Origin of the sequence: Bariatricus massiliensis (assembly GCF_900086725.1) — a bacterium.
GTDB lineage: Bacteria > Bacillota > Clostridia > Lachnospirales > Lachnospiraceae > Allocoprococcus > Allocoprococcus massiliensis.
The window spans coordinates 1177196-1197194 of sequence record NZ_LT574838.1 but is presented as its reverse complement, the minus strand read 5'-3'; the positions used below and the strand labels follow the sequence as shown (position 1 = coordinate 1197194).

Sequence of the window (19999 nt, the reverse complement as noted above, 5' to 3'; positions counted from 1 at the left end):
CCTAAGAGGCCTCATTTTTGGGGAACGTGCGCCCGGCGGCATACGTTTCTAAACGTACAAGTCCGGAATTCGCCTGATAGTGGGAAGGATATAGCGAAGGCAAGGGTGTCTATCGTGAGGTAGAATCTGTAGGAAGTTGGATGTGGGTACATACCAACCCACTGGCAGATCTCTGGTCTGACGAGCAGAAATCACATCAGTCTTTGTTTTATATATAACAGCAACTACTGTTGCATGTCAAAAGCAGGCGGAAAATCCGCCTGTGATAAATAGGCTGAATTAGCTTATTCAGGCAGTCTGCCCTCATACATGATGCTTAGTTCACCATATACCTGCCCCCAATTCCTGATTGGCATGGACCATTTCTTTGTGGCTTCAAACGTTCTGACCGCTGTGGAAAATTTGAAAATCGGCGTGATAGCATCTTAGTTCTGTTTCCAACTCCTCATGGAATTATTTTCATACACTCCAGTTATCCGGTCAGGATAACGTTGTCGTATGGTTCATTGTAGTTATAGATTTCTTTCATCTTTGCCAGAGAAACACAAAAGTTTTCATATTTTTTCATAGATTATCATCCCCCCGTTCTTATTGAATCCCGCAGCTCCTGCTGCATATCTCTGTCCAAATTCACAATATCATATTCCAATAGGGTCGATGTATCCTCATTCACATCCAGAGCGAAACGATCGAAATCACCACCCGTCACTGCCAAATCAATATCGCTGGTTCTTCTGAAATCCCCCTTGCGCGGGAGCCAAATAAAATGACCTTGCTGACGTTATATTTTTGAGCCAGCGCCTGAATCTCTTCAATTACCTGTTGCCTGATACCTGTTTCTCCCATACCGTACCCCCGTGATTGTAAAAAAAAGATTGTATTTAAATACTAACATCTGTCAGAGGGGGTGTCAACGAACCGAAGGAGATTTGGGGTGTTGATAGAAGAATGCTCCAAATCGTACAAAAAGGCGGAATGTAAATTTTCTCTCATTTTTTTGGAAGGTGTAAAATATTTAACCTAAAATCTCATCCCTATACTGGCTCGGCGTCTTCTTCTCCCATTTTTTAAAGGTAGAGCAGAAGCTGCTCTCGCTGTTGAAGCCGGTGCTGAAGGCGATATCTTTTACCGATGTCTCAGAAGATTTCAGCATAAAACGTGCGGCGGAGATTCTCGTATTGATTAAATACTGATGGGGGGTGAACCCCGTCTCTTTTGTGAAAATTCTTGTAAAATGAAACTGGCTCAGCCCCGCCTTTGCTGCCAGCTCATCCAGAGAAATCGGTTCATGAAAATGCTCGTTGATATAAGCCACGCTGTCGGCGATAGTGACGGTGTGTAGGAAGGACTTTTTATTTTCCGGTGCGCTTAAGAAGCCGTCGAGCACGTTGGTAAGGTAGCCAGAAAGCTTGGATTCGTTAATGGGCAGGGCATTATGGAAAGAGTCATATATCTTGCCCATGGAGTGGCTGAGTGCGGTAGGGTTGTTGGGGCTAATTACATGTCCGTAGTTTCCTGTGATTTCTTTAAAATACTCCCGCGCCAGCGGGCCGTCAAAATGTATCCAGATGGCCTCCCAAGCATCAGGACTTCCGTACTTGTGGGGAATATAGCAGTCCAGCAATACAAACTGCCCAGCGTTCGCTTTATAATTTTTGCCTTCGGTATTAATATGACAAGTACCCTTTGCTATATGCATGATAAGGAAACTGTCAAAGTTATTTCGGCTGATAAAATAGTCCGGTTCATAGATAAAATACCCAACTGATACAGGATAAAGATAGAGCTTCTTTGCCAGTGCGCTGGGGACATAAACATAATAATCCGATTGGGGAGATATCTTTAATTCTTGAGAACGCATAACGACCCTCCTTCATTTTATACTGTAATTATATAGGAAAAACAGTTGATTGAAAAGAGCAATTTATTTAAATCCATAGGCAAGAAAAAGTAATGATTCTGTGAAAGTAGCCAGATATAATATGGTTAAATTATTAAATGAATAATAGAAGCAAAGGAGATAAGGATGAACGAGGTAAAAATCTGGGAAGAAAATGTTGTCATCCCTACTTATGAGGTGGGGGAACCGGATAAAAATCCGATGTTTTTGGAAAAACGAGTGTATCAGGGCAGCAGTGGCAAGGTATATCCCTATCCTACTATTGAGAAGATTAGTCACGAAAAGAAGGATAAGACTTACCGTGTGGTCTATCTTGAAAATGAGTACTTGAAGGTCATGGTTCTGCCGGAACTTGGGGGGAGAATCCAGAGAGCTTACGATAAGACCAATGGATATGATTTTGTCTACTACAATCATGTAATCAAACCGGCGCTGGTAGGACTTGTAGGGCCATGGATATCAGGGGGAATTGAGTTCAATTGGCCCCAGCATCACCGCCCGACTACCTACATGCCGGTAGACTATTTGATTCAGGAAAATGAAGGCGGCAGTAAGACATTGCTGGTCAACGATGTGGATCAGATGTATGGAACGAAGGGAATTGCGGGATTTACCCTATATCCGGATAAGGCCTATATAGAAATCAGGGGACAGCTCTATAACCGTACTGCTATGCCCCAGACTTTTCTTTGGTGGGCTAACCCGGCGGTTCCGGTCAATGATTATACGCAGTCCATATTCCCGCCGGATGTACATTCCGTGATGGACCACGGGAAAAGAGACGTTTCTCGTTTTCCTATCGCTAAGGGTGTTTACTATAAACATGATTATAGTGAAGGCGTGGATATTTCTCGGTATAAAAATATTCCAGTGCCAACTTCCTACATGGCGGAGAAATCAGACTATGATTTTGTAGGCGGCTATGATTACCGTCAGGAGGCAGGAATCCTTCATGTGGCGGACCACCACATTTCGCCGGGGAAGAAACAATGGACCTGGGGATGCGGAGAGTTCGGACAGGCGTGGGACAGAAACCTGACCGATGAGGACGGTCCGTACATAGAGTTAATGACAGGAGTGTATACAGATAACCAGCCGGACTTCACATGGCTGAAGCCTTTTGAGGAAAAGACATTCCGGCAATATTTCATGCCTTACAAAAAGGTGGGCTCCGTAAAAAATGCTACCATCAATGCTGTGCTCGGTGTGGAAGTGGCAGATGGAAAGACACAGGTGACTGTTTATGCCACGGGCCGTTACGAGGATGCTAAGGTCAGCGTATACCACAAAGGTCAGCTTGTGTCTGAGGAAGAAGCGGTTCTGTCCCCCTGCGATATTTACGAGAAGAGCATCGAGATTTCCGGGGCAAAAGCAAGTGATGTCAAAGTGGAGGTCTGCTCAGGAGACAAGCTTCTGGTTGCTTATCAGGCGAAGGAAGAGGGAATTCCGGAGTTGGCAAAACCGGCACAGGCGGCTAAAGACCCGGAAGAGATTATGACAAATGAAGAACTGTTCTTGACAGGACAGCACATCGAGCAGTATCGTCACGCCACATATTTACCGGATTCTTACTATCTGGAAGGATTAAAGAGAGATGAAGGTGACATCCGGATTAACAATGCTTATGGCCTTCTGCTCTTTAGAAGGGGATGCTTTGCAGAGGCTGAGAGGCATTTTAGAAAGGCCATTGAGCGGCTTACACGGAAGAATCCGAACCCATATGACAGTGAAGCATACTATCTTTTGGGAGTTGCACTATTTTACCAGAGCAAGAACGATGAGGCATTTGACGCATTTTATAAAGCCACATGGAGCAATGAACAGCAGGAAATGTCCTTTTACTATCTGGCAGCCATTGAGATGCTCCGGGGAAATTACACAGAGGCTCTGGAGTTTGTAGAAAAAGGGCTGGTGAAAAATGCTCATAATATTAAGGCTAGAGGAGCAAAAGTAGTAATTCTGCGTAAGCTGGGAAGAATTGAGGAGGCAAAAGCACAGGCTTTGGACAACCTTAAAGTGGATGGTTTTGATTATCTTTCCAGATTTGAACTGGCACAGCTTTCCGGAGAGGATAAAGAGAATATTTTGGAGGAAATGAATGCACTGATGCGTGATTTTCATGAAAACTATCTTCAGACTGCGAGAGATTATGCAGAAGCAGGATGTTTCGAGGAGGCGGTTGAGATTCTTAACCAGTGCACGAAAGAAGCTCCTATGCTGGCTTACTACAAAGCGCATTATTTACAGAAGATGGGATATGCGGAGAAGGCGCAGACAGAGTATGCTAATGCCAATGCCTGTTCTCCTTTGTATTGTTTCCCAAATAAATTGGAAGATATTGCTGTTCTGGAAGGGGCTATGGAGCATTTTAGTCAGGGGGCAAAGGCGTATTATTATCTGGGCAACCTTTGCTATGATAAGCTGCAGTTTGAACGGGCGGCACTGCTCTGGGAGAAGTCTATTGAACTGGATGGCAGTTATCCTACCGTGCACAGGAATCTGGCACTTGCCTATTACAATAAGCAGGGAAACATTGAAGGCGCAAGGCGGGAGATGGAGAAAGCTTTTGCACTTGATGAGACGGACGCAAGGGTATTTCTTGAGCTGGACCAGCTCTATAAGAAGCTGGACGTGGATTTTGCCACCCGTCTGGAAAATTATGAGAACCATCCGCAGCTTCCACTTGAGCGGGATGATGTAATGATAGAGTATGTGACACTTTATAATCTGCTCGGAAGACATGAGAAGGCTTATGAAGTGATTATGTCCCATACTTTCCGGCCATGGGAAGGTGCAGAGGGTAAGATTACGACTCAGTATAAGGTAGCGCTTACCGAAATGGCTAAGGAGCAACTCAAGAAAGGGGATGCAAAGGAGGCCCTTGACCTGTTGGAAAAAGCACTTGTATATCCGGAGAATCTGGGCGAAGGACGTCTGGAAGGTACAAAGGATAACAATCTGTATTACTACCTCGGCATAGCGAAGAAGGCCCTCGGTCAAAACGAAGAGGCGGAGAAGGCGTTCCGTGTGGCGCAGCTTGGTGAAAATGAACCGGCAGGGATGATGTATTACTATGATCAGCCGGCGGATATGATTCTCTACAAAGGGCTTGCAAAAGAGGAGCTTGGTGAGAAGAAGGAGGCCTATGCCTGTTTCTATAAGCTTCTGGACTACGGAGAGCAGCATCTTCGGGATGAGATGAAAATTGATTACTTTGCAGTTTCTTTACCGGATTTCCTCATATTTGAGGATGACTTAAATAAGAAGAACAAAGCTCACTGCTATTATTTGATGGGACTTGCCAGATTGGGACTTGGAGATAAGGCGGAAGCCGCTCGTTGGTTCAAAGAAGCACTGAAGTATGATTATAATCATCAGAACTGTCGGATTTATCTGAAACTGGCGGAATAACAGCGATATGAGGAAAGGTGGTTGATTATGAGGCAATTGGAAAGTGTGACAAGTGAAGCATTTGCCCCCTTCGGCACAGTGCTGGAGTTCCCAGTAAAGTGCAGGGAAGATTTTGTTATTGTTGACACGGAGGAGAAAGGGGGGTGGCGGGTGGCAGTGTTCCGCTACCAGAACAAAGAAATCCGGCGGATTGAAAATCATCCTTTCTCCAAAGAGTCCTTTGAACCGCTGGAAGGAATCACGGTTCTTCTTGTGGCAGGGCATGATACGCCTGAGGAATACCGGGCCTTTGTACTGGATAAGCCAATCTGTCTGAAGAAAGGAATCTGGCATCAGGTGCTAACGCTGACCCCAGAAGCGTCGGTCAAGATTACAGAGAACCGTGAAGTGGAATCAGTATTTTATGAATATGATACAGCCAAATCAGTGATGATTTAATTGTCCATTGGGGACAGACTCCTTTTAAAACCGGATGCGCGAAATCTACGCATCCGGTTTTCCTTTGTTAAAAGCACACAAAAAAATGAAGCAATATTTATAAATAGAAAGGCAAATTTGTATAATGTCAAAACAGTCGGCCAAAGTTACAATCTGGTTAGGAGGAATATAGCAGCATAATGAGTGTTTCATGAAGGAGGAAAGTATGAAAGGAATTAAGAAAATCGGCGTACTGGCGCTTACTGCAGCCATGCTTTTGGGCGTTGTGCCCCAGCCGATACCAGATGTAAAGGCTGCGGATGAGCCGGAAAAGGCATACGTGAGCAATGAGCTTGTAAAAGAGGTTACGGCCAGTTCATTTGCTGAGGGCTATGGGCCAGAGAAAGTAGTGGATGGAATTGAGGATGACCGCAATAACTGCTGGCATACCCCGTGGGATGCGGATGCGCCTACATTTCCGCACTGGATACAGGTGGAATTCAGTGAAGCGCAGACGATAGATTCTCTTGTCTATGTGGCAAGGGATGCCGCCGGACTTCAGTTTATCACATCCTATGAAGTGTGGATAAGCCCGGACAATAATGAGGAGAATCTTCAGAAAGTCACGGAAGGAACATGGGAGCGCGCAAAGACGGCGGAGGCCAAGTTCAAAGCCACATCTGCAGCGCTTGTAAGGTTCGTAGCCCGCGAGAAGGTAGACAGCAATTACAATGATACTTACAGTGCGTCTGCCTCAGAGCTTAAATTCGGTTTGGCAAGTCAGGAAGAAGGAAGCTATGACGAGGAAATCGATGGAACATTAGAAAGGGTGAAACGGCTTCTGGAGTATGCCTCTGCGGATGTGGGAAGTGGAGAGCATCAGTTCACGACGGAAGCGGTAGATATTTTAAAGGAAGCGAAAAACAATCTGGAAGCTCTCACTGGATCAGGTGACGGAGATGCGGTATGGATGGCGCTTGAGGCGGCGAAAAATGCCATAGATGGACTGCTGGCAAGTAACAAGGCAGAGGAGGAAGCCTTGATAGGAGGGATTCCCCATACTACGATGACAGCCACAGCAAATACAGAGAATGACGGTTATGAGGCGGCAAAGGCTGTGGATGGAGATTTGTCTACCATATGGCATTCTCAGTGGACGCCAGAAAACACGGAGCATCCGCATGAGCTTACCATTGATTTAGGGTATTCATTTATGCTGGACAAGATAAAGATTACGCCTAGACAGGATATGGGAAGCGGCAGAATCACGAAGGGTGAACTGTATGCAGGGAACACACTGGATGCGATGGAGTTGGTGGCAGAGTTCCGTGCCTCAAGCATCACTGAGATTTCGGTAGATTACAGGCAGGCAAGGTATTTATGTATCAAGGCGCTGGAAGGTTCAGATGCCAACACAGCAATCGCAGAGGTGGCGGTGGACAGCTATGACCGCGGACGCGTTCTGATGCTGAATACATACAGTGAAGCAGAAGATCTTCTGGGAAATGCCCAGACAGGTGATGAAATCGGACAGTATTCCAAGGAGACAAAGGAAGAATTCCGCACAGTGCTGGATAGTTTTTCGGAGAGTCTGAAGGAGGAACGCACGAATTCAGAATGCTATAAGGTAGCTGAAAAGATACAGAAAGAAAAAGAAAAATTCGCAGATAAAGTGAATCGATATGGGATAAAGGATTTAAAAGAGTTTATTAAGCAAGCCCAAGAGCTTGCCCAAAAGCTGGAAGGAAAAGATAAGAAATTAATGGAGGCTGCAATCAAGACGGCACAGGATGTGGCGGGTAATAAGGACAGCACAGCGGTAGAAATACACGAAGCGGCGGTGGCCTTAAAAGCCACCTTAGACGGCATGAGTATCGCTGGAGAAAATCATTACAGTCTTGCTGGGAAGTGGGATTTCAAGATGGGTGCTTATACAGAGGGTGAAGCTCTGGCCGATAACGTAACACTTCCGGGCACGTTAGATGAGAACAAAAAGGGAAGCTACAATTCCTTTAAGGATCCTCGCCGTTTGAGTAGATATTATGTCTATACAGGCCCTGCATCCTTTGAGCGTCAGGTATTTATTCCTAATGCGTGGGAAGGAAAGCAGATTACACTGTTTATGGAACGCTCCCGTGAGACAAGAGTGTGGGTGAATGATGTGGAGATTTTGGCGCCAGACAGCTCGAACCTTATGGCGGTGAGTCAGACATACAATCTGACATCCCAGATTAAGTTTGGCGAGCTCAATATAATCACCATAGAGGTGGATAACTCCTATACACATTCTCCAAAGGATGCTATCACTACTTCCTCAATGGCTACAGAGGAGACACAGACAAACTGGAATGGCATCGTAGGTGCATTTGAACTTCGTGCAAAGGATGCTGTAAATATTTCAGATTTACGTGTATATCCGAATAAGGATTTGAAGTCCGCCGCGGTGGAAGTGGATGTACAGAACAATAGCGCCGAAGACTACAGTGGAAGACTGACAGTTCAGGCAGAGGGCCTTACAGAGCGAGAACTTGTTGTATCGGTAAAGGCAGGGGAGCAGGCAACAATTTCTGTTCCGGATTACGATATGGGAGCGTCTGTGAAGTTGTGGAGTGAGTTTGAACAAAATCTTTATACCATGAAGGCTCAGCTGGATAACGGAGAGAAAGCAAAAGAAAAGTTCGGTATGCGTGTGTTTGAGGTGGACAAGGACACAAAGCAGCTTATGAATAACGGAAAGAAAGTATTTCTCAGAAATGAAGCAAACTGCGCAGTATTTCCGCTGACAGCGTATGCGCCTATGGATGATGCGGGCTGGGAAAAATTATTTGCCTCCTACCAGTCCTTCGGAATCAATTCTGTGCGCTTTCACAGCTGGTGTCCTCCGGATGCGGCGTTCCGAGTAGCGGACAGAATGGGGATGTATCTGCAGCCAGAGCTTTCCAGCTGGGATCCGGGCAGCATGTTTGGGGACGATACAGAGAAAGAATATTTTACGAAAGAAGCGCATGCCATTATAAAGGAGTATGCGAACCACCCGTCATTTGTCATGTTTACATTCGGTAATGAGCTGCATTTCGCGGGGGGCGGATATGAGTATGCGGATGCGCTGATTGGCCAGTTGAAGGAAGCGGACAGCACAAGGCTTTATTCCTTTGCCTCGAACAGCGATTACGGCAGCACGAAGCCAACGTCAAATTCCGATTTCTTTACAGGACAGGTGTATAACGGTACATCAATGCGTGGAATTTACGCGGGCATGAGTGGATTCATCAACCAGACACGACCGGCGTCCACGGCAAACTATAATGACGCAATACAGCGTGCGGCAAAGGAATCAGGAGTTCCGGCGTTCAGCTTTGAGGTAGGCCAGTTCCAAGTATTCCCGGACGTGCTTACAGAGCTTGAGAAGTATACAGGCGTTCTGGAGCCGCGTAATCTGCAGCTGGTGGAGGCGCGTCTGGCAGAAAAGGGAGTTTCAGACGAGACAACAAAGAAATTTATTGATGCCAGCGGAATGCTCTCAAGAATTGGGTATAGAATGGAAATCGAGGCGGCGCTGCGCACAAAGAACATGAGTGGAATCTCTCTGCTGGGAATTCAAGATTTCAGTGGTCAGAGCACGGCCCTTGTAGGTATGATGAATGCACTGGGAGAGGCGAAGCCGTATGATTTTGCCAATCCAGAGGAATTTGCAACCTTCTTCAGTCCAGAGACGGCGCTTTTGGAGACAGAGAAGTTTGTGTGGACAAATGACGAAGAGTTCAAGGGTAAGCTAATGCTTGCCAACTATGGGCCGGACGATATGAGCGGGAAGATGTTCTACCGCCTAAGCGACGGAAAAACAACAGTCGCAGAAGGGAAAACCGACAACGTAGAGTTTAAGCAGGGCGATGTGACGACTGCGGAGGAGATTACAATTTCTTTAGCGGGTGTCAAGGAGCCGAAACAGCTGAAGCTTACAATCGGTCTGGGCGATGTAGAGAATTATTATGATATCTGGGTATACCCGTCAGGAGAAAAAGCGTCGGAGGGCGATGTGTACATTACAGAGTTCCTTGATGAAGAAGCAATGTATGTTCTGGGAGAGGGCGGAAAAGTCCTGCTTACTCCGGATGCAAGTAAAACAGCGCTGCCAAATAGTATTACTGGAACATTTACAACTGCATTCTGGTCTTCCCAGTTTGTAAGCGAATCACAGCCGGGGTCCATGGGGCTTTTGATGGATCCGGAGCATCCGGTATTTGACGGATTCCCGACAGAGTACCACTCCAATTATCAGTGGTGGCCTATGGCGAAACTAGGACGGCCAATGGTGCTTGAGAATCTGACGCAGGAGGACGGCACAAAGATTCAGCCGTTGGTTCAGGTGCTTGACAGCTTCTCCACAATCCGAACGATGGGACTTTTGTACGAGGCAAGAATAGGAGAAGGTAAATTAATGGTCTCCTCCATGGGACTAGAGCAGTTACAGAATGATTATCCTGAGGCGAGAGCGCTTAAGAATTCCATTCTCAACTATATGAATTCTGATGAGTTCGACCCACAGTTTGAAGTAAATGCAGAGCAGATTAACGAGTCAGTCATCGGCACAGAGACCAAGAGCCGTCACAATGTAGTGGAGAAGTCCAACGGCGGTAATGTAAAGCTTGGAGAAAATACAATTACATGTCAGATTGGATATGACAATAATCCGCAGGACCGTGCATTGGAGCTGAACGACGGGCGTATAGATGTGGAAACGCCATCTCGTTCATGGACAGACTGGAATACCAGTGGTAATTATCCGAATCCAGCAGAAATTATGGGAATCTTTGACAAGTCCTATACTGTAGATACCGTAGAACTGCCATTCTTTGAGGATAGTGGCTGTAAAGCGCCTCAGGAGGTCATCGTGGAGTATCTGGATGAGGAGAATAATTACGTTCTGGTGAGCAATCCTTCTATGACAACAGGGTTTGTCAAAGGGACAAATACTATCACCTTTGACGCGGTTACTACATCAGAGATCCGTATTACCATGAAGCATCAGGAAGGCATGGGCATCGCGCTCAGTGAGTTCATCGTCTATGAAAAAGAGATTCCCGCTGAGAGTATCAAGATTGTATCCAAGGATGATAAGACTACGGTAGAGCTTGGAAGCACGCTGGAATTGGGAATTTCCTATCAGCCAGAAAATGCAAATGATACGAAGGTCCGCTGGTCAGTTTTGGATGAGAATGGAGAAAAATCCGCTCTTGCGAAGGTATCTATAAGCGGAGTGCTGAAGCCGTCCGCAGAAGGCACAGTATATGTTAGGGCAGCCTTAAAGTCTAATCCGGAAATAACGGACACGGTGGAGATTAAGATTGTCAAGGAGGGTGAGGACCCTGACAAGCCGATAGAGCCCGATAAGCCGATAGACCCTGACAAGCCGGTAGATCCGGATAAGCCAGATACTCCAGACAAACCGGGAACTTCAGACGGTAATCAGGAGCAGAAACCGGGCAATGGAAATAAGACAGACAAGGTAGAGACGGGCGATAGTGCCAATATGGATTTGTGGGCAGTTATTCTTGTGCTGGCATTCGGTGGTATTGTGGGCGTTTGTATTACAAAGAAGAGAAGGGGACGAAAAAGATGAAAACTTTAAGAAAAATCAATGTGCTGGTACTTGGTCTAGCGTTAGCCCTGAGTACTCTGCCCCCGAGCTCCTCCGTGAAAGCGGAGGAGGGGGTGAGCTGGCTGGAACAGGCTCAGATGTCTGTTGAAGATTGTATAAGCCAGCATGCAAGCACACCGATTGCCAACATTCTTGACGGGGATAAAAATACTCTCTGGAGTACAGATTGGACAGGACCAGGGGACGAATACCCGGCGGATGTTTTCACAATCAATCTGGGAGAGTTAAAAGACAATGTCAGTCAGGTGAAATATACCCCCAGACAGGATGACATTAACGGAAAGGTGAAAAAGTATCAAATTCTTACCGGAGAGAGCAAGGATGCTATGAAAGTGGCAGCGGGAGGCTACTGGGAGTTCTCGGACACGGACAGAGGTGATAATGAAGACAAATTCGCCACATTTGCATCCCGGAAGGCACAGTATATTACCCTGCGTGTGTGGGATACATCCATTAACGTAAGTGGCGGTGAGACCAAGCACACTACGACCTGTGCCGAGTTCAATGTGGGAGTTCAAGAGGGTGTTGTCTCAGGACAGGACCAGCTGGCTGCACTGATTGAAGCGGCAAAGGAGAAATTAGCGGAGTCCGAGGATGCGGATTACAAAGCACAGCTTCAGGAGAAGATAGATAGGGCAGAGGCTGACATTGCGCAGTTTGAGGTTCTGGCAAATGAGGATACGGCTGTTCACATTGGGAGTCTGGAGCGGGCAATCGCCGGGGAGTTAGAACTGAAAGTTTCGGTCAAATATGTTCCCAGCGAGGCGTCCGGCTACGAAAGCGCCAAGATGCTTGATGGGGATAAGAGCACATTTTTTGAGTCAAGCTGGGCGGATGAATCTTTTTATTTTGAAGCCGGCGATTATCTTGTGTTTGATTTAGGGAAAACGGTTTCCAATCTTTCTAAGATTACCTACACACCAAGGCAGGATAGTCAGAATGGAAGAGTGAAGCGCCATAGAATCTGGACAAGTAATGAGAATCTGGAGGGTGTTGATGTTACCGGTGAACAAGAATTTTTAGATGAACATTTTGAGTATATGGCGACAGGACTTTGGGATGTAACTTCTATGGATGATTATGTCTCAAGCTTTCGTCCGGTGAATGCACGTTATATAGCGCTGCAGGCATTCTCCATAGGTGGTGATGGCAATACTATTGGCTGTGCCGAGATGCAGTTCGGTCAGGGCGCCGACGTGGATGACGGGCAAGGGAGAATTGCAGAGCTTATCACGGAACTTAAGGAGATTAAAGAAGCGTCCGATAAACCGGCCGTGGTGGATGCGATTGAGAAGAAGCTCAGTGAAGTGGAAGGCGAGACATTTACCCCGGAATCTGTAGTACTGATTGAAAAAGAGTTGCAAAAACTGGTGGACTTGTACACCAACGTGGGCAATGTAACAGAGATTAAAAGCGGAGAAGTGTGGCTGGATACCGATGGGGCAGTGATTCAGGCCCACAGTGGTAATATTAATTATGACGAAAAGACAAAAACTTATTATTGGTATGGAGACCACAAAGGTACAGACAATGTAAATACAGGAGCGACCAGCGGCAATCCAGCAGTGGGTGTTTCCTGCTACTCCTCAAAAGATTTATATAACTGGAAAAATGAGGGTGTTGTGTTCCCTGTATTCAATAATCCGCAGTTAGTAGACGGCAGTGAGCCAAGTGATGACTACCCGCTGTATTTATCAGAGGAAACAGAGGAATATAAGAACAGCCCTCTGCAGGAATTCCCGGGATACACCTCGGGTGGAGGGGGACCGGTTGTTGCAAAAGCGCCGTTCCCTACACTTTCACAGTATTCAACTCCGGAATTTATCGAGGAGGCAAATGCCCTCTATGAGGGAATGAGCTATGAGGATAAAAGAGCATTGTACTTGAACTTCAACTGGAATAAGGTAGTGGAAAGACCGAAGGTAATGTACAATGAGTCCACCGGAAAGTATGTGATGTGGTGGCATCAGGACGGACCGGCAGCAGGTCAGTATTATGATGCAATGGGCGGCGTGGCAGTCAGTGATTCTCCGATAGGACCTTTTAAGTTCCTCGGAACGAAGAGATTACTGCCGGATAACCCGACAGACGCGGGCATGCTTAGGGATATGAATGTATTTGTGGATGACGACGGTACGGGATATTTGATTTATGCGTCAGAGGAGAATGCAACTACTATTATACACAGGCTGAATGAAGAGTATACTGATGTGGCGGGAACAGAAGAAGGCAAGGATTGGGTGAAAGTGTTCCCGGGACACTACCGAGAAGCACCGGCTGTTTTCCAAGAGGGAGACACCTATTACATGGTGACATCGGGACAGTCAGGCTGGAATCCGAATCCGTGCAAGTGGTCATGGGTGAAGGGCGATATCATGTCTACCGATTGGGCTGAAAACCAGACGTTCTGTGTGGGTGATTATGACCTTTCAGGGAATCCGGTCTCGGATCCGAACAGGGGCACTACATTTCACAGCCAGAGCACCTTTATACTTCCGGTGAGGGACACCGAGGGAAATAAGATTCCCGGACAGTATGTCTATATCGGCGACAGATGGATTCCCAATGATTTGAAGGATTCACGATATATCTGGCTTCCGTTGGAATTTGACGCTGAGGCAAAGGCTATGACTATGGAGTGGAAGGATGCATGGAAGTTCGAGGAAGTATTCCCCGGACAGACAGAAGAGCCGGAGATGCCGCTTAAAATTACTGGTGTGACAAAGCCGGAAGGACTGGAAGTCAAAATTGGGACTGTATTTAAGGATTTGAAGCTTCCGCATTCTGTGACAGCGTTATTGGAAAATGGGGAAGAGCGCCAGCTAGAAGTTAGCTGGAAAGAAGAGGGGTATGTCAAGGATAGAGAGGGCAAGGCCACTCTTACCGGTGAGCTGGTGCTGACGGAAGGAGTAGAGAATCCAGAAGGCATTGAAGCTGAAATTGATGTGATAGTAGTGAAAGGCATCTCTGAGCCTGATAAACCAGTAGATCCGGATGGACCGGGGAACGAAAAACCGGGAACAGAGAAACCGTTAGGAGAGGGGAATCAAAAACCGGGAAATGGCACGACGGATAAGGTACAGACCGGCGATACAGTGAATACAGGCGTATGGGTAGTACTTGTGATAGCATCGATTGGTTTGGCCGGAGCTGTCGGATACAAAAAGAGAAAAAGATAAAAGAGAGAAAAAATGAGATTAGCCGCAGACTTTTGGGGAGCCTGCGGCTAGTTTTATTATTGAAAAATTACGGCCTCAGTCCGCTTCCGCCCTGACAAGTGATAGTCTCACCCGATACATAGGCAGCCAAATCGGATGCGAGGAATACTGCTACGGAACCGATATCTGTCTCAGGATCACCGAAACGCTGCAGTGGAATTCCCTTGATCGTCTGCTCGAACAATTGTGGATATTCTGCTTTCCATTTCACCAGACCTTCTGTCATGGCCAGAGGGCATACACAGTTGGCGCGAACTCCGAACTCGCCCCACTCAGTAGCGGCTACACGGGTAAGACCACGGATTCCTTCTTTTGCCGCCGCATAAGAAGATTGGCCGGGTTTGCCGAAGAGGCCGGCTCCGGACGCAAAGTTTACAACTGAGCCTTTCGTTTCCTTTAGATAGGGGAAACATGCTTTCATATAGAAAAAGGTGGCGTACAGTCCTGAATATATTGCTAAATCAAAATCTTCCTTGGTATGATCGGCCAGTAACACGCCGGATTTAGAAACTTGGGCATTGTTGACCATTGTATTAATCTTTCCATATTTTTCAATAGTCTTATCTACGACATTTTGCACCTGTGCTTCATCAGAGCCGTCGGCGGCCACACAAAGTACTTCAACGTCAAATTCTTTCTCTAATTCTTCTTTGGCATGAAGCAGTGTGGATTCTGTACGACCACAGATCGTAAGGTTTGACCCCTGTTTGGCAAAGGCACGTGCGATGCCATACCCGATACCACGGCCACCGCCTGTGATAATTGTTACATTACCTTCTAATAATCCCATTTTCCTATTACCTCCTTTAATGTATGCGAGAACAATCTATAGATTTCATCCTCTTATAAGCTATTATACTATGGAAATAACAGAAAATAAATAGAAGAAGTGTAAAAAAACTGACAAATAATATTGAGGGACACGGTACTGTATTTGAACAAAAAATATGATATACTAAAATAAGCGGCGGGCAAAACCGGGTTAGGGGATATGGACTGCCTGTGGTTTATTTTTATGAGAGCATGAGGAGGACAAGTTAAGATGGAAGGACGTAAGATTATTCAGGTTGAGGACAAGGTGCCGGCAAAGCTATTGATACCGCTGAGCATTCAGCATATGTTTGCCATGTTTGGCGCATCCGTACTGGTTCCGTTTATTTTTGGGATTAATCCGGCGGTTGTATTGTTCATGAATGGTGTGGGGACTTTGCTGTTCATTTTGATTACGAAAGCGAAAGCACCGGCTTATCTGGGCTCAAGTTTTGCATTTTTGGCGCCTGCAGGTATCGTGATTGCGAAGTGGGGATACGAATATGCGCTGGGAGGATTTGTGGCGGTTGGATTCTGCGGATGTATCCTGGCACTAATTATTTATAAGTTTGGTTCTGACTGGATTGATATTGTACTGCCGCCCGCAGCGATGGGGCCGGTTGTGGCTCTTATCGGGCTGGAATTGGCAGGGAGCGCTGCAGGCAATGCAGGACTTTTGGATGAGCAGATAGATTCTAGGAAAGTGATTGTATTTTTGGTGACAGCGGGGGTCGCTGTGTTTGGCTCGATTTTGTTCCGGAAGTTTTTGTCGGTGATTCCCATATTGATTGCGGTCATTTCGGGTTATGTGGCGGCTCTTTTGTGTGGAATCGTGGATTTTAGCGAGGTGGCGGCGGCTCCTGTCTTTGCGTTGCCGAATTTTTCTGCGCCGAAGTTCAAGTTGGAGGCTATAGTCATTATTTTGCCGGTTATTCTTGTGATTGCGTCGGAGCATATCGGTCACCAGATTGTGACAGGGAAGATTATCGGAAGAGATTTGATTAAGGATCCGGGACTTCACCGTTCCTTGTTTGCGGATAATTTTTCTACTATGATTTCCGGTTTTATCGGATCAGTTCCCACTACGACATACGGGGAAAATATTGGGGTAATGGCAGTGACGGGTGTGTATAGTGTCCGAGTTATCGGCGGGGCCGCTATACTTTCTATTATTGTTTCGTTTATCGGTAAGCTGTCCACACTGATTAGTACGATTCCTGGGCCTGTCATCGGTGGGATTTCTTTCCTGCTCTACGGTATGATTGGTACTTCCGGAATCCGTATTCTTGTAGATGAGAAGGTGGATTACGGCAGATCCAGAAACTTGATGCTGACGTCTGTTATTTTTGTCACGGGGCTTTCCGGTGCGGCTATTAAAATTGGCAACATCGAGCTGACGGGAATGGTTCTGGCATGTATCGTCGGCATGATTCTGAGTCTTTCCTTCTATATATTAGATAAGTTTCATCTGACTAACGATGTCTAAGGAGGTGTATGAAAGCGGATATGAATAAAAAGTTGTGGAAGACATTGCTTTGTTCGGCTGTGGCAGTGTTTACCCTGATTGGGTGCGGGGAGAAAAAAACGTCCAATTATAATGTGTTGGAGGATGAGTTTGACTATTTGATAACGGTCGGGTTTTCTCAGGGAGGGCCGGAGTCTGATTGGCGTACGGCCAACACCGAATCATTGAAGAGTACTTTAATAGAAGAGAATGGATATGAACTTATATTGGAAGATGCGCAGGAGGATCAAGAACGGCAGATTGAGGCCCTGAGGGAATTTGTTAAGAAGGACGTGGATTATATCGTGTTGAGCCCTGTGGTTGAGACAGGATGGGATACCGTGCTCAAGGAGATTAAGGAAGCGAATATCCCCGTGATTATCATCAACAACCCAATCGAAGAAGACGATTCTTTATACGAGTGCTGGCTTGGCAGTGATTTTACGAAAGAGGGCAAGATGGCCGCGGATTGGCTGGAGCAGTATCTGGAGGAGCAGGAGCGCACCGAAGAGGAAATCAATCTGACCACCATTCAAGGCCCTATTGGAACGCTGGCACAGACCGAGAGGACAGAAGGGTTTATGAAGGCGATACAGGATAATCCCAATTGGATAATGCTGGCGCAGCAGACCGGAGAGGCATCAAAGAAAACAGGCAAAGAGGTCATGGCGCTGTTTCTGGAGACACATTCCAATATAGATGTAGTGATTGCTGAAAATGATGAGATGGCATTCGGGGCTATAGAGGCGATTAAAGATGCAGGAAAGACTTGCGGGCCGAAGGGGGATATTATAGTGATTTCCTACGGCGCCGGCAAGAAGGAATTAGAGGCCATGAAGGCGGGGGAATTGAACGCGGCCGTTGAGTGTAACCCACTGTATGGCCCTAAGATAGCTGAGATTATACAGAAGCTGGATTCGGGAGTGTCGCTGGATAAAAAGCAATATGTAGATGAGGCGTATTTCGATACATCCATGGATTTGGATGAAGCATTGACCGTGAGAAAGTATTAAAACATTATAGAAAGAAGGAGGAACAATATGAAAATAGGTATTGCAAATGACCATTCAGCAGTTGAAATGAAGAAACAGGTGGTAGAGTACTTAGTTGAAAAGGGGTATGAGGTGACTAACTATGGGACAGATTCCTTCGAGAGCTGCAACTATCCGGATTATGGGGAGAAAGTCGCAAGGGCTGTCGTGTCCGGTGAGGTAGATTTGGGAATTGCAATCTGCGGAACGGGCGTGGGCATTTCACTTGCGGCGAACAAGATAAAGGGAATCAGGGCGGTGGTGTGCTCAGAACCTTACACAGCTAAGTTATCAAGACAGCACAATAACGCAAATGTACTGGCATTCGGAGCAAGAGTTATCGGAATTGAGATGGCGAAGATGATAATCGACGAATGGTTGAATGCAGAATTCCTTGGCGGAAGACATCAAGATAGAGTAGATATGATAATGGCCTTAGAATAATTCATTCAAGGATGACATCAAGAGGGACGGGTCCCAACGCGTTGGGACCCGTCCCTCTCTACAATTTGGGCGCAATTTAGACAATAAAAAGAATTGTCCCCTCCGGTTGTCGAAAATTGGATGTCAAGTAAAAAATAGATTTTTTTACCCTCACTTTTTTTATGAGTTTTCATTAATTTTGCCATAAAATAGGTGAATATGTACATGTACAACTTTTGCTACAAACAATACAAGTTTAAAATTTGTACAAAAAGTTGTACTTGTTTTTGTAACATATTACGTCTTGTATATTTCAAAGTTGTGTTGTATATTAATACCAGAAACAATATTGACAGGCGAAAAAAGTGTACAAACCTGACAAACAGGGGTATCAAACGCCTGCCAAGGGAATTAAAAGGAGGAAAAAGAATGAAAAAGAGAATTCTCAGTGTGGCTCTTGTTGCAGTAATGGCATTGTCTCTCGCATTAACAGGATGCGGTGGCGACAAAAAGTCCGGCGGCGACGATGGGGACAAAGCAGAAAGCAAAGGCAAAAAGGTTGGTGTAGCGATGCCTACACAGAGTTCCGAAAGATGGATCAAAGATGGTAAGAACATGAAGGAAAAGCTGGAGAAACTTGGATATGAAGTTGACCTTCAGTATGCAGAAGATGATGTACAGGCTCAGGTTTCTCAGATTGAGAACATGATCGCTACAGGCGCTAACTGCCTTGTAGTTGCATCTATCGACTCTTCCGCACTTGTTAACGTACTGAAACAGGCAAAAGACGCAGAAATCCCGGTTATCGCTTATGACCGTCTGCTTATGGACACTGACGCAGTAAGCTACTACGCATCTTTCGATAACAAAGGTGTTGGTACAGCAATTGCTAACTACATCGTAGAAAAAGCTGACCTTGAAAACGCAGCAGAACCTCAGACAATTGAATTCTTCATGGGATCTCCGGATGACAACAACGCAGTTCTCCTTCACGAAGGTGTTATGGAAGTATTACAGCCATACCTTGACAATGGAAAGCTTGTTTGTAAATCAGGAAGAACATCTTTCGAAGACACATGTATCTTAAGATGGTCTCAGGAAACAGCTCAGCAGAACTGTGAAAACTACTTATCAGGATTCTACGCAGACGAAGACCTTGATATCGCTTGCTCCGCATTCGACGGATTTGCTTATGGTATCAAAGCTGCATTAGAAGGTGCTGGATACACAGACGCTAACTGGCCGTTAATCACAGGACAGGATGCAGAAGTTATGGCAGTTAAGAACATCACATCTGGAAAACAGACAATGTCTATCTTCAAAGATACAGGACTTCTTGCTGACAAATGTGTAACAATGGTAGAGGCAGTTCTCGAAGGAACAGACCCAGAAATCAACGATACAGAAACATATGACAATGGTAAATTAGTAGTTCCGTCTTACCTCTGCACACCAGTTGCAGTTGACAAAGACAACTATCAGGAAGTAATCGTTGACAGTGGATACTACACAGAAGACGAAATCAAGAACGCAGAATAATTTGTAAAAATTAATATGTGTGAAGGAACAGGGCGGTGGCGGTTTTAGCCGCCGCCCTGCTTTTTTAAACATAGGGAACGAAGTTCC

Annotated in this window: 10 protein-coding genes and 2 pseudogenes; 8 read left to right on the top strand and 4 right to left on the bottom strand. The window is 46.0% G+C overall.

What is annotated here, in order from left to right; genetic code table 11:
- Nucleotides 1-284: 284 nt before the first annotated feature.
- From BN6465_RS21645 to BN6465_RS17280, 3 genes and pseudogenes are all read right to left on the bottom strand, one after another.
- A pseudogene (locus tag BN6465_RS21645) lies at nucleotides 285-455 on the bottom strand (IS256 family transposase); the annotation flags it as partial.
- Nucleotides 456-554: 99 nt separating this feature from the next.
- A pseudogene (locus tag BN6465_RS21640) lies at nucleotides 555-846 on the bottom strand (nucleotidyltransferase family protein).
- 169 nt (nucleotides 847-1015) lie between these two features.
- Nucleotides 1016-1861, bottom strand: coding sequence for an AraC family transcriptional regulator (locus tag BN6465_RS17280; protein ID WP_066737540.1), 846 nt, complete (start codon nucleotides 1859-1861; stop codon nucleotides 1016-1018).
- A 165-nt stretch (nucleotides 1862-2026) separates the two neighbouring features.
- Here BN6465_RS17280 and BN6465_RS17275 point away from each other — a divergent pair, with 165 nt between their 5' ends.
- From BN6465_RS17275 to BN6465_RS17260, 4 genes are all read left to right on the top strand, one after another.
- Nucleotides 2027-5311, top strand: a complete 3285-nt coding sequence (locus tag BN6465_RS17275; RefSeq protein ID WP_066737539.1) for a DUF5107 domain-containing protein — start codon at nucleotides 2027-2029, stop codon at nucleotides 5309-5311.
- Between the two features lie 27 nt (nucleotides 5312-5338).
- Nucleotides 5339-5749, top strand: coding sequence for an ureidoglycolate lyase (locus BN6465_RS17270; RefSeq protein WP_066737538.1), 411 nt, complete (start codon nucleotides 5339-5341; stop codon nucleotides 5747-5749).
- 205 nt (nucleotides 5750-5954) lie between these two features.
- Nucleotides 5955-11348 (top strand): discoidin domain-containing protein, encoded by a 5394-nt coding sequence (locus BN6465_RS17265; protein ID WP_199882860.1) that lies wholly within the window; start codon nucleotides 5955-5957, stop codon nucleotides 11346-11348.
- Complete coding sequence (locus BN6465_RS17260; RefSeq protein ID WP_066737535.1) at nucleotides 11345-14566, top strand: discoidin domain-containing protein; 3222 nt, start codon at nucleotides 11345-11347, stop codon at nucleotides 14564-14566. Before BN6465_RS17265 ends, BN6465_RS17260 begins: the two co-directional genes overlap by 4 nt.
- A 67-nt stretch (nucleotides 14567-14633) precedes the next feature.
- Here BN6465_RS17260 and BN6465_RS17255 read toward each other — a convergent pair whose 3' ends face one another.
- Nucleotides 14634-15395, bottom strand: a complete 762-nt coding sequence (locus tag BN6465_RS17255) for an SDR family NAD(P)-dependent oxidoreductase (protein WP_066737533.1) — start codon at nucleotides 15393-15395, stop codon at nucleotides 14634-14636.
- Between the two features lie 252 nt (nucleotides 15396-15647).
- Between BN6465_RS17255 and uraA the strand changes: the two genes are divergently transcribed.
- The 4 genes from uraA (at nucleotide 15648) to chvE (ending at nucleotide 19912) form a co-directional block, all read left to right on the top strand.
- A complete protein-coding gene (uraA, locus tag BN6465_RS17250) occupies nucleotides 15648-16901 on the top strand; it encodes a uracil permease (RefSeq protein ID WP_066737531.1) in 1254 nt (417 codons plus the stop codon).
- 20 nt (nucleotides 16902-16921) lie between these two features.
- Nucleotides 16922-17932 (top strand): ABC transporter substrate-binding protein, encoded by a 1011-nt coding sequence (locus BN6465_RS17245; RefSeq protein WP_074017818.1) that lies wholly within the window; start codon nucleotides 16922-16924, stop codon nucleotides 17930-17932.
- Nucleotides 17933-17959: 27 nt separating this feature from the next.
- The gene (rpiB, locus tag BN6465_RS17240; RefSeq protein WP_066737528.1) at nucleotides 17960-18394 is read left to right on the top strand and encodes a ribose 5-phosphate isomerase B; all 435 of its coding nucleotides are present in this window, start codon (nucleotides 17960-17962) and stop codon (nucleotides 18392-18394) included.
- Nucleotides 18395-18802: 408 nt separating this feature from the next.
- Nucleotides 18803-19912, top strand: coding sequence for a multiple monosaccharide ABC transporter substrate-binding protein (gene chvE, locus BN6465_RS17235; RefSeq protein WP_066737526.1), 1110 nt, complete (start codon nucleotides 18803-18805; stop codon nucleotides 19910-19912).
- Nucleotides 19913-19999: the final 87 nt, after the last annotated feature.

Excerpts from the sequence above, each read along its gene's own strand:
- BN6465_RS17275 (WP_066737539.1), top strand. The coding sequence starts at position 2,027 with ATGAACGAGGTAAAAATCTGGGAAGAAAATGTTGTCATCCCTACTTAT.
- BN6465_RS17260 (WP_066737535.1), top strand. The coding sequence starts at position 11,345 with ATGAAAACTTTAAGAAAAATCAATGTGCTGGTACTTGGTCTAGCGTTA.
- BN6465_RS17280 (WP_066737540.1), bottom strand. The coding sequence starts at position 1,861 with ATGCGTTCTCAAGAATTAAAGATATCTCCCCAATCGGATTATTATGTT.
- BN6465_RS17265 (WP_199882860.1), top strand. The coding sequence starts at position 5,955 with ATGAAAGGAATTAAGAAAATCGGCGTACTGGCGCTTACTGCAGCCATG.
- rpiB (WP_066737528.1), top strand. The coding sequence starts at position 17,960 with ATGAAAATAGGTATTGCAAATGACCATTCAGCAGTTGAAATGAAGAAA.
- uraA (WP_066737531.1), top strand. The coding sequence starts at position 15,648 with ATGGAAGGACGTAAGATTATTCAGGTTGAGGACAAGGTGCCGGCAAAG.
- chvE (WP_066737526.1), top strand. The coding sequence starts at position 18,803 with ATGAAAAAGAGAATTCTCAGTGTGGCTCTTGTTGCAGTAATGGCATTG.
- BN6465_RS17270 (WP_066737538.1), top strand. The coding sequence starts at position 5,339 with ATGAGGCAATTGGAAAGTGTGACAAGTGAAGCATTTGCCCCCTTCGGC.
- BN6465_RS17245 (WP_074017818.1), top strand. The coding sequence starts at position 16,922 with ATGAATAAAAAGTTGTGGAAGACATTGCTTTGTTCGGCTGTGGCAGTG.
- BN6465_RS17255 (WP_066737533.1), bottom strand. The coding sequence starts at position 15,395 with ATGGGATTATTAGAAGGTAATGTAACAATTATCACAGGCGGTGGCCGT.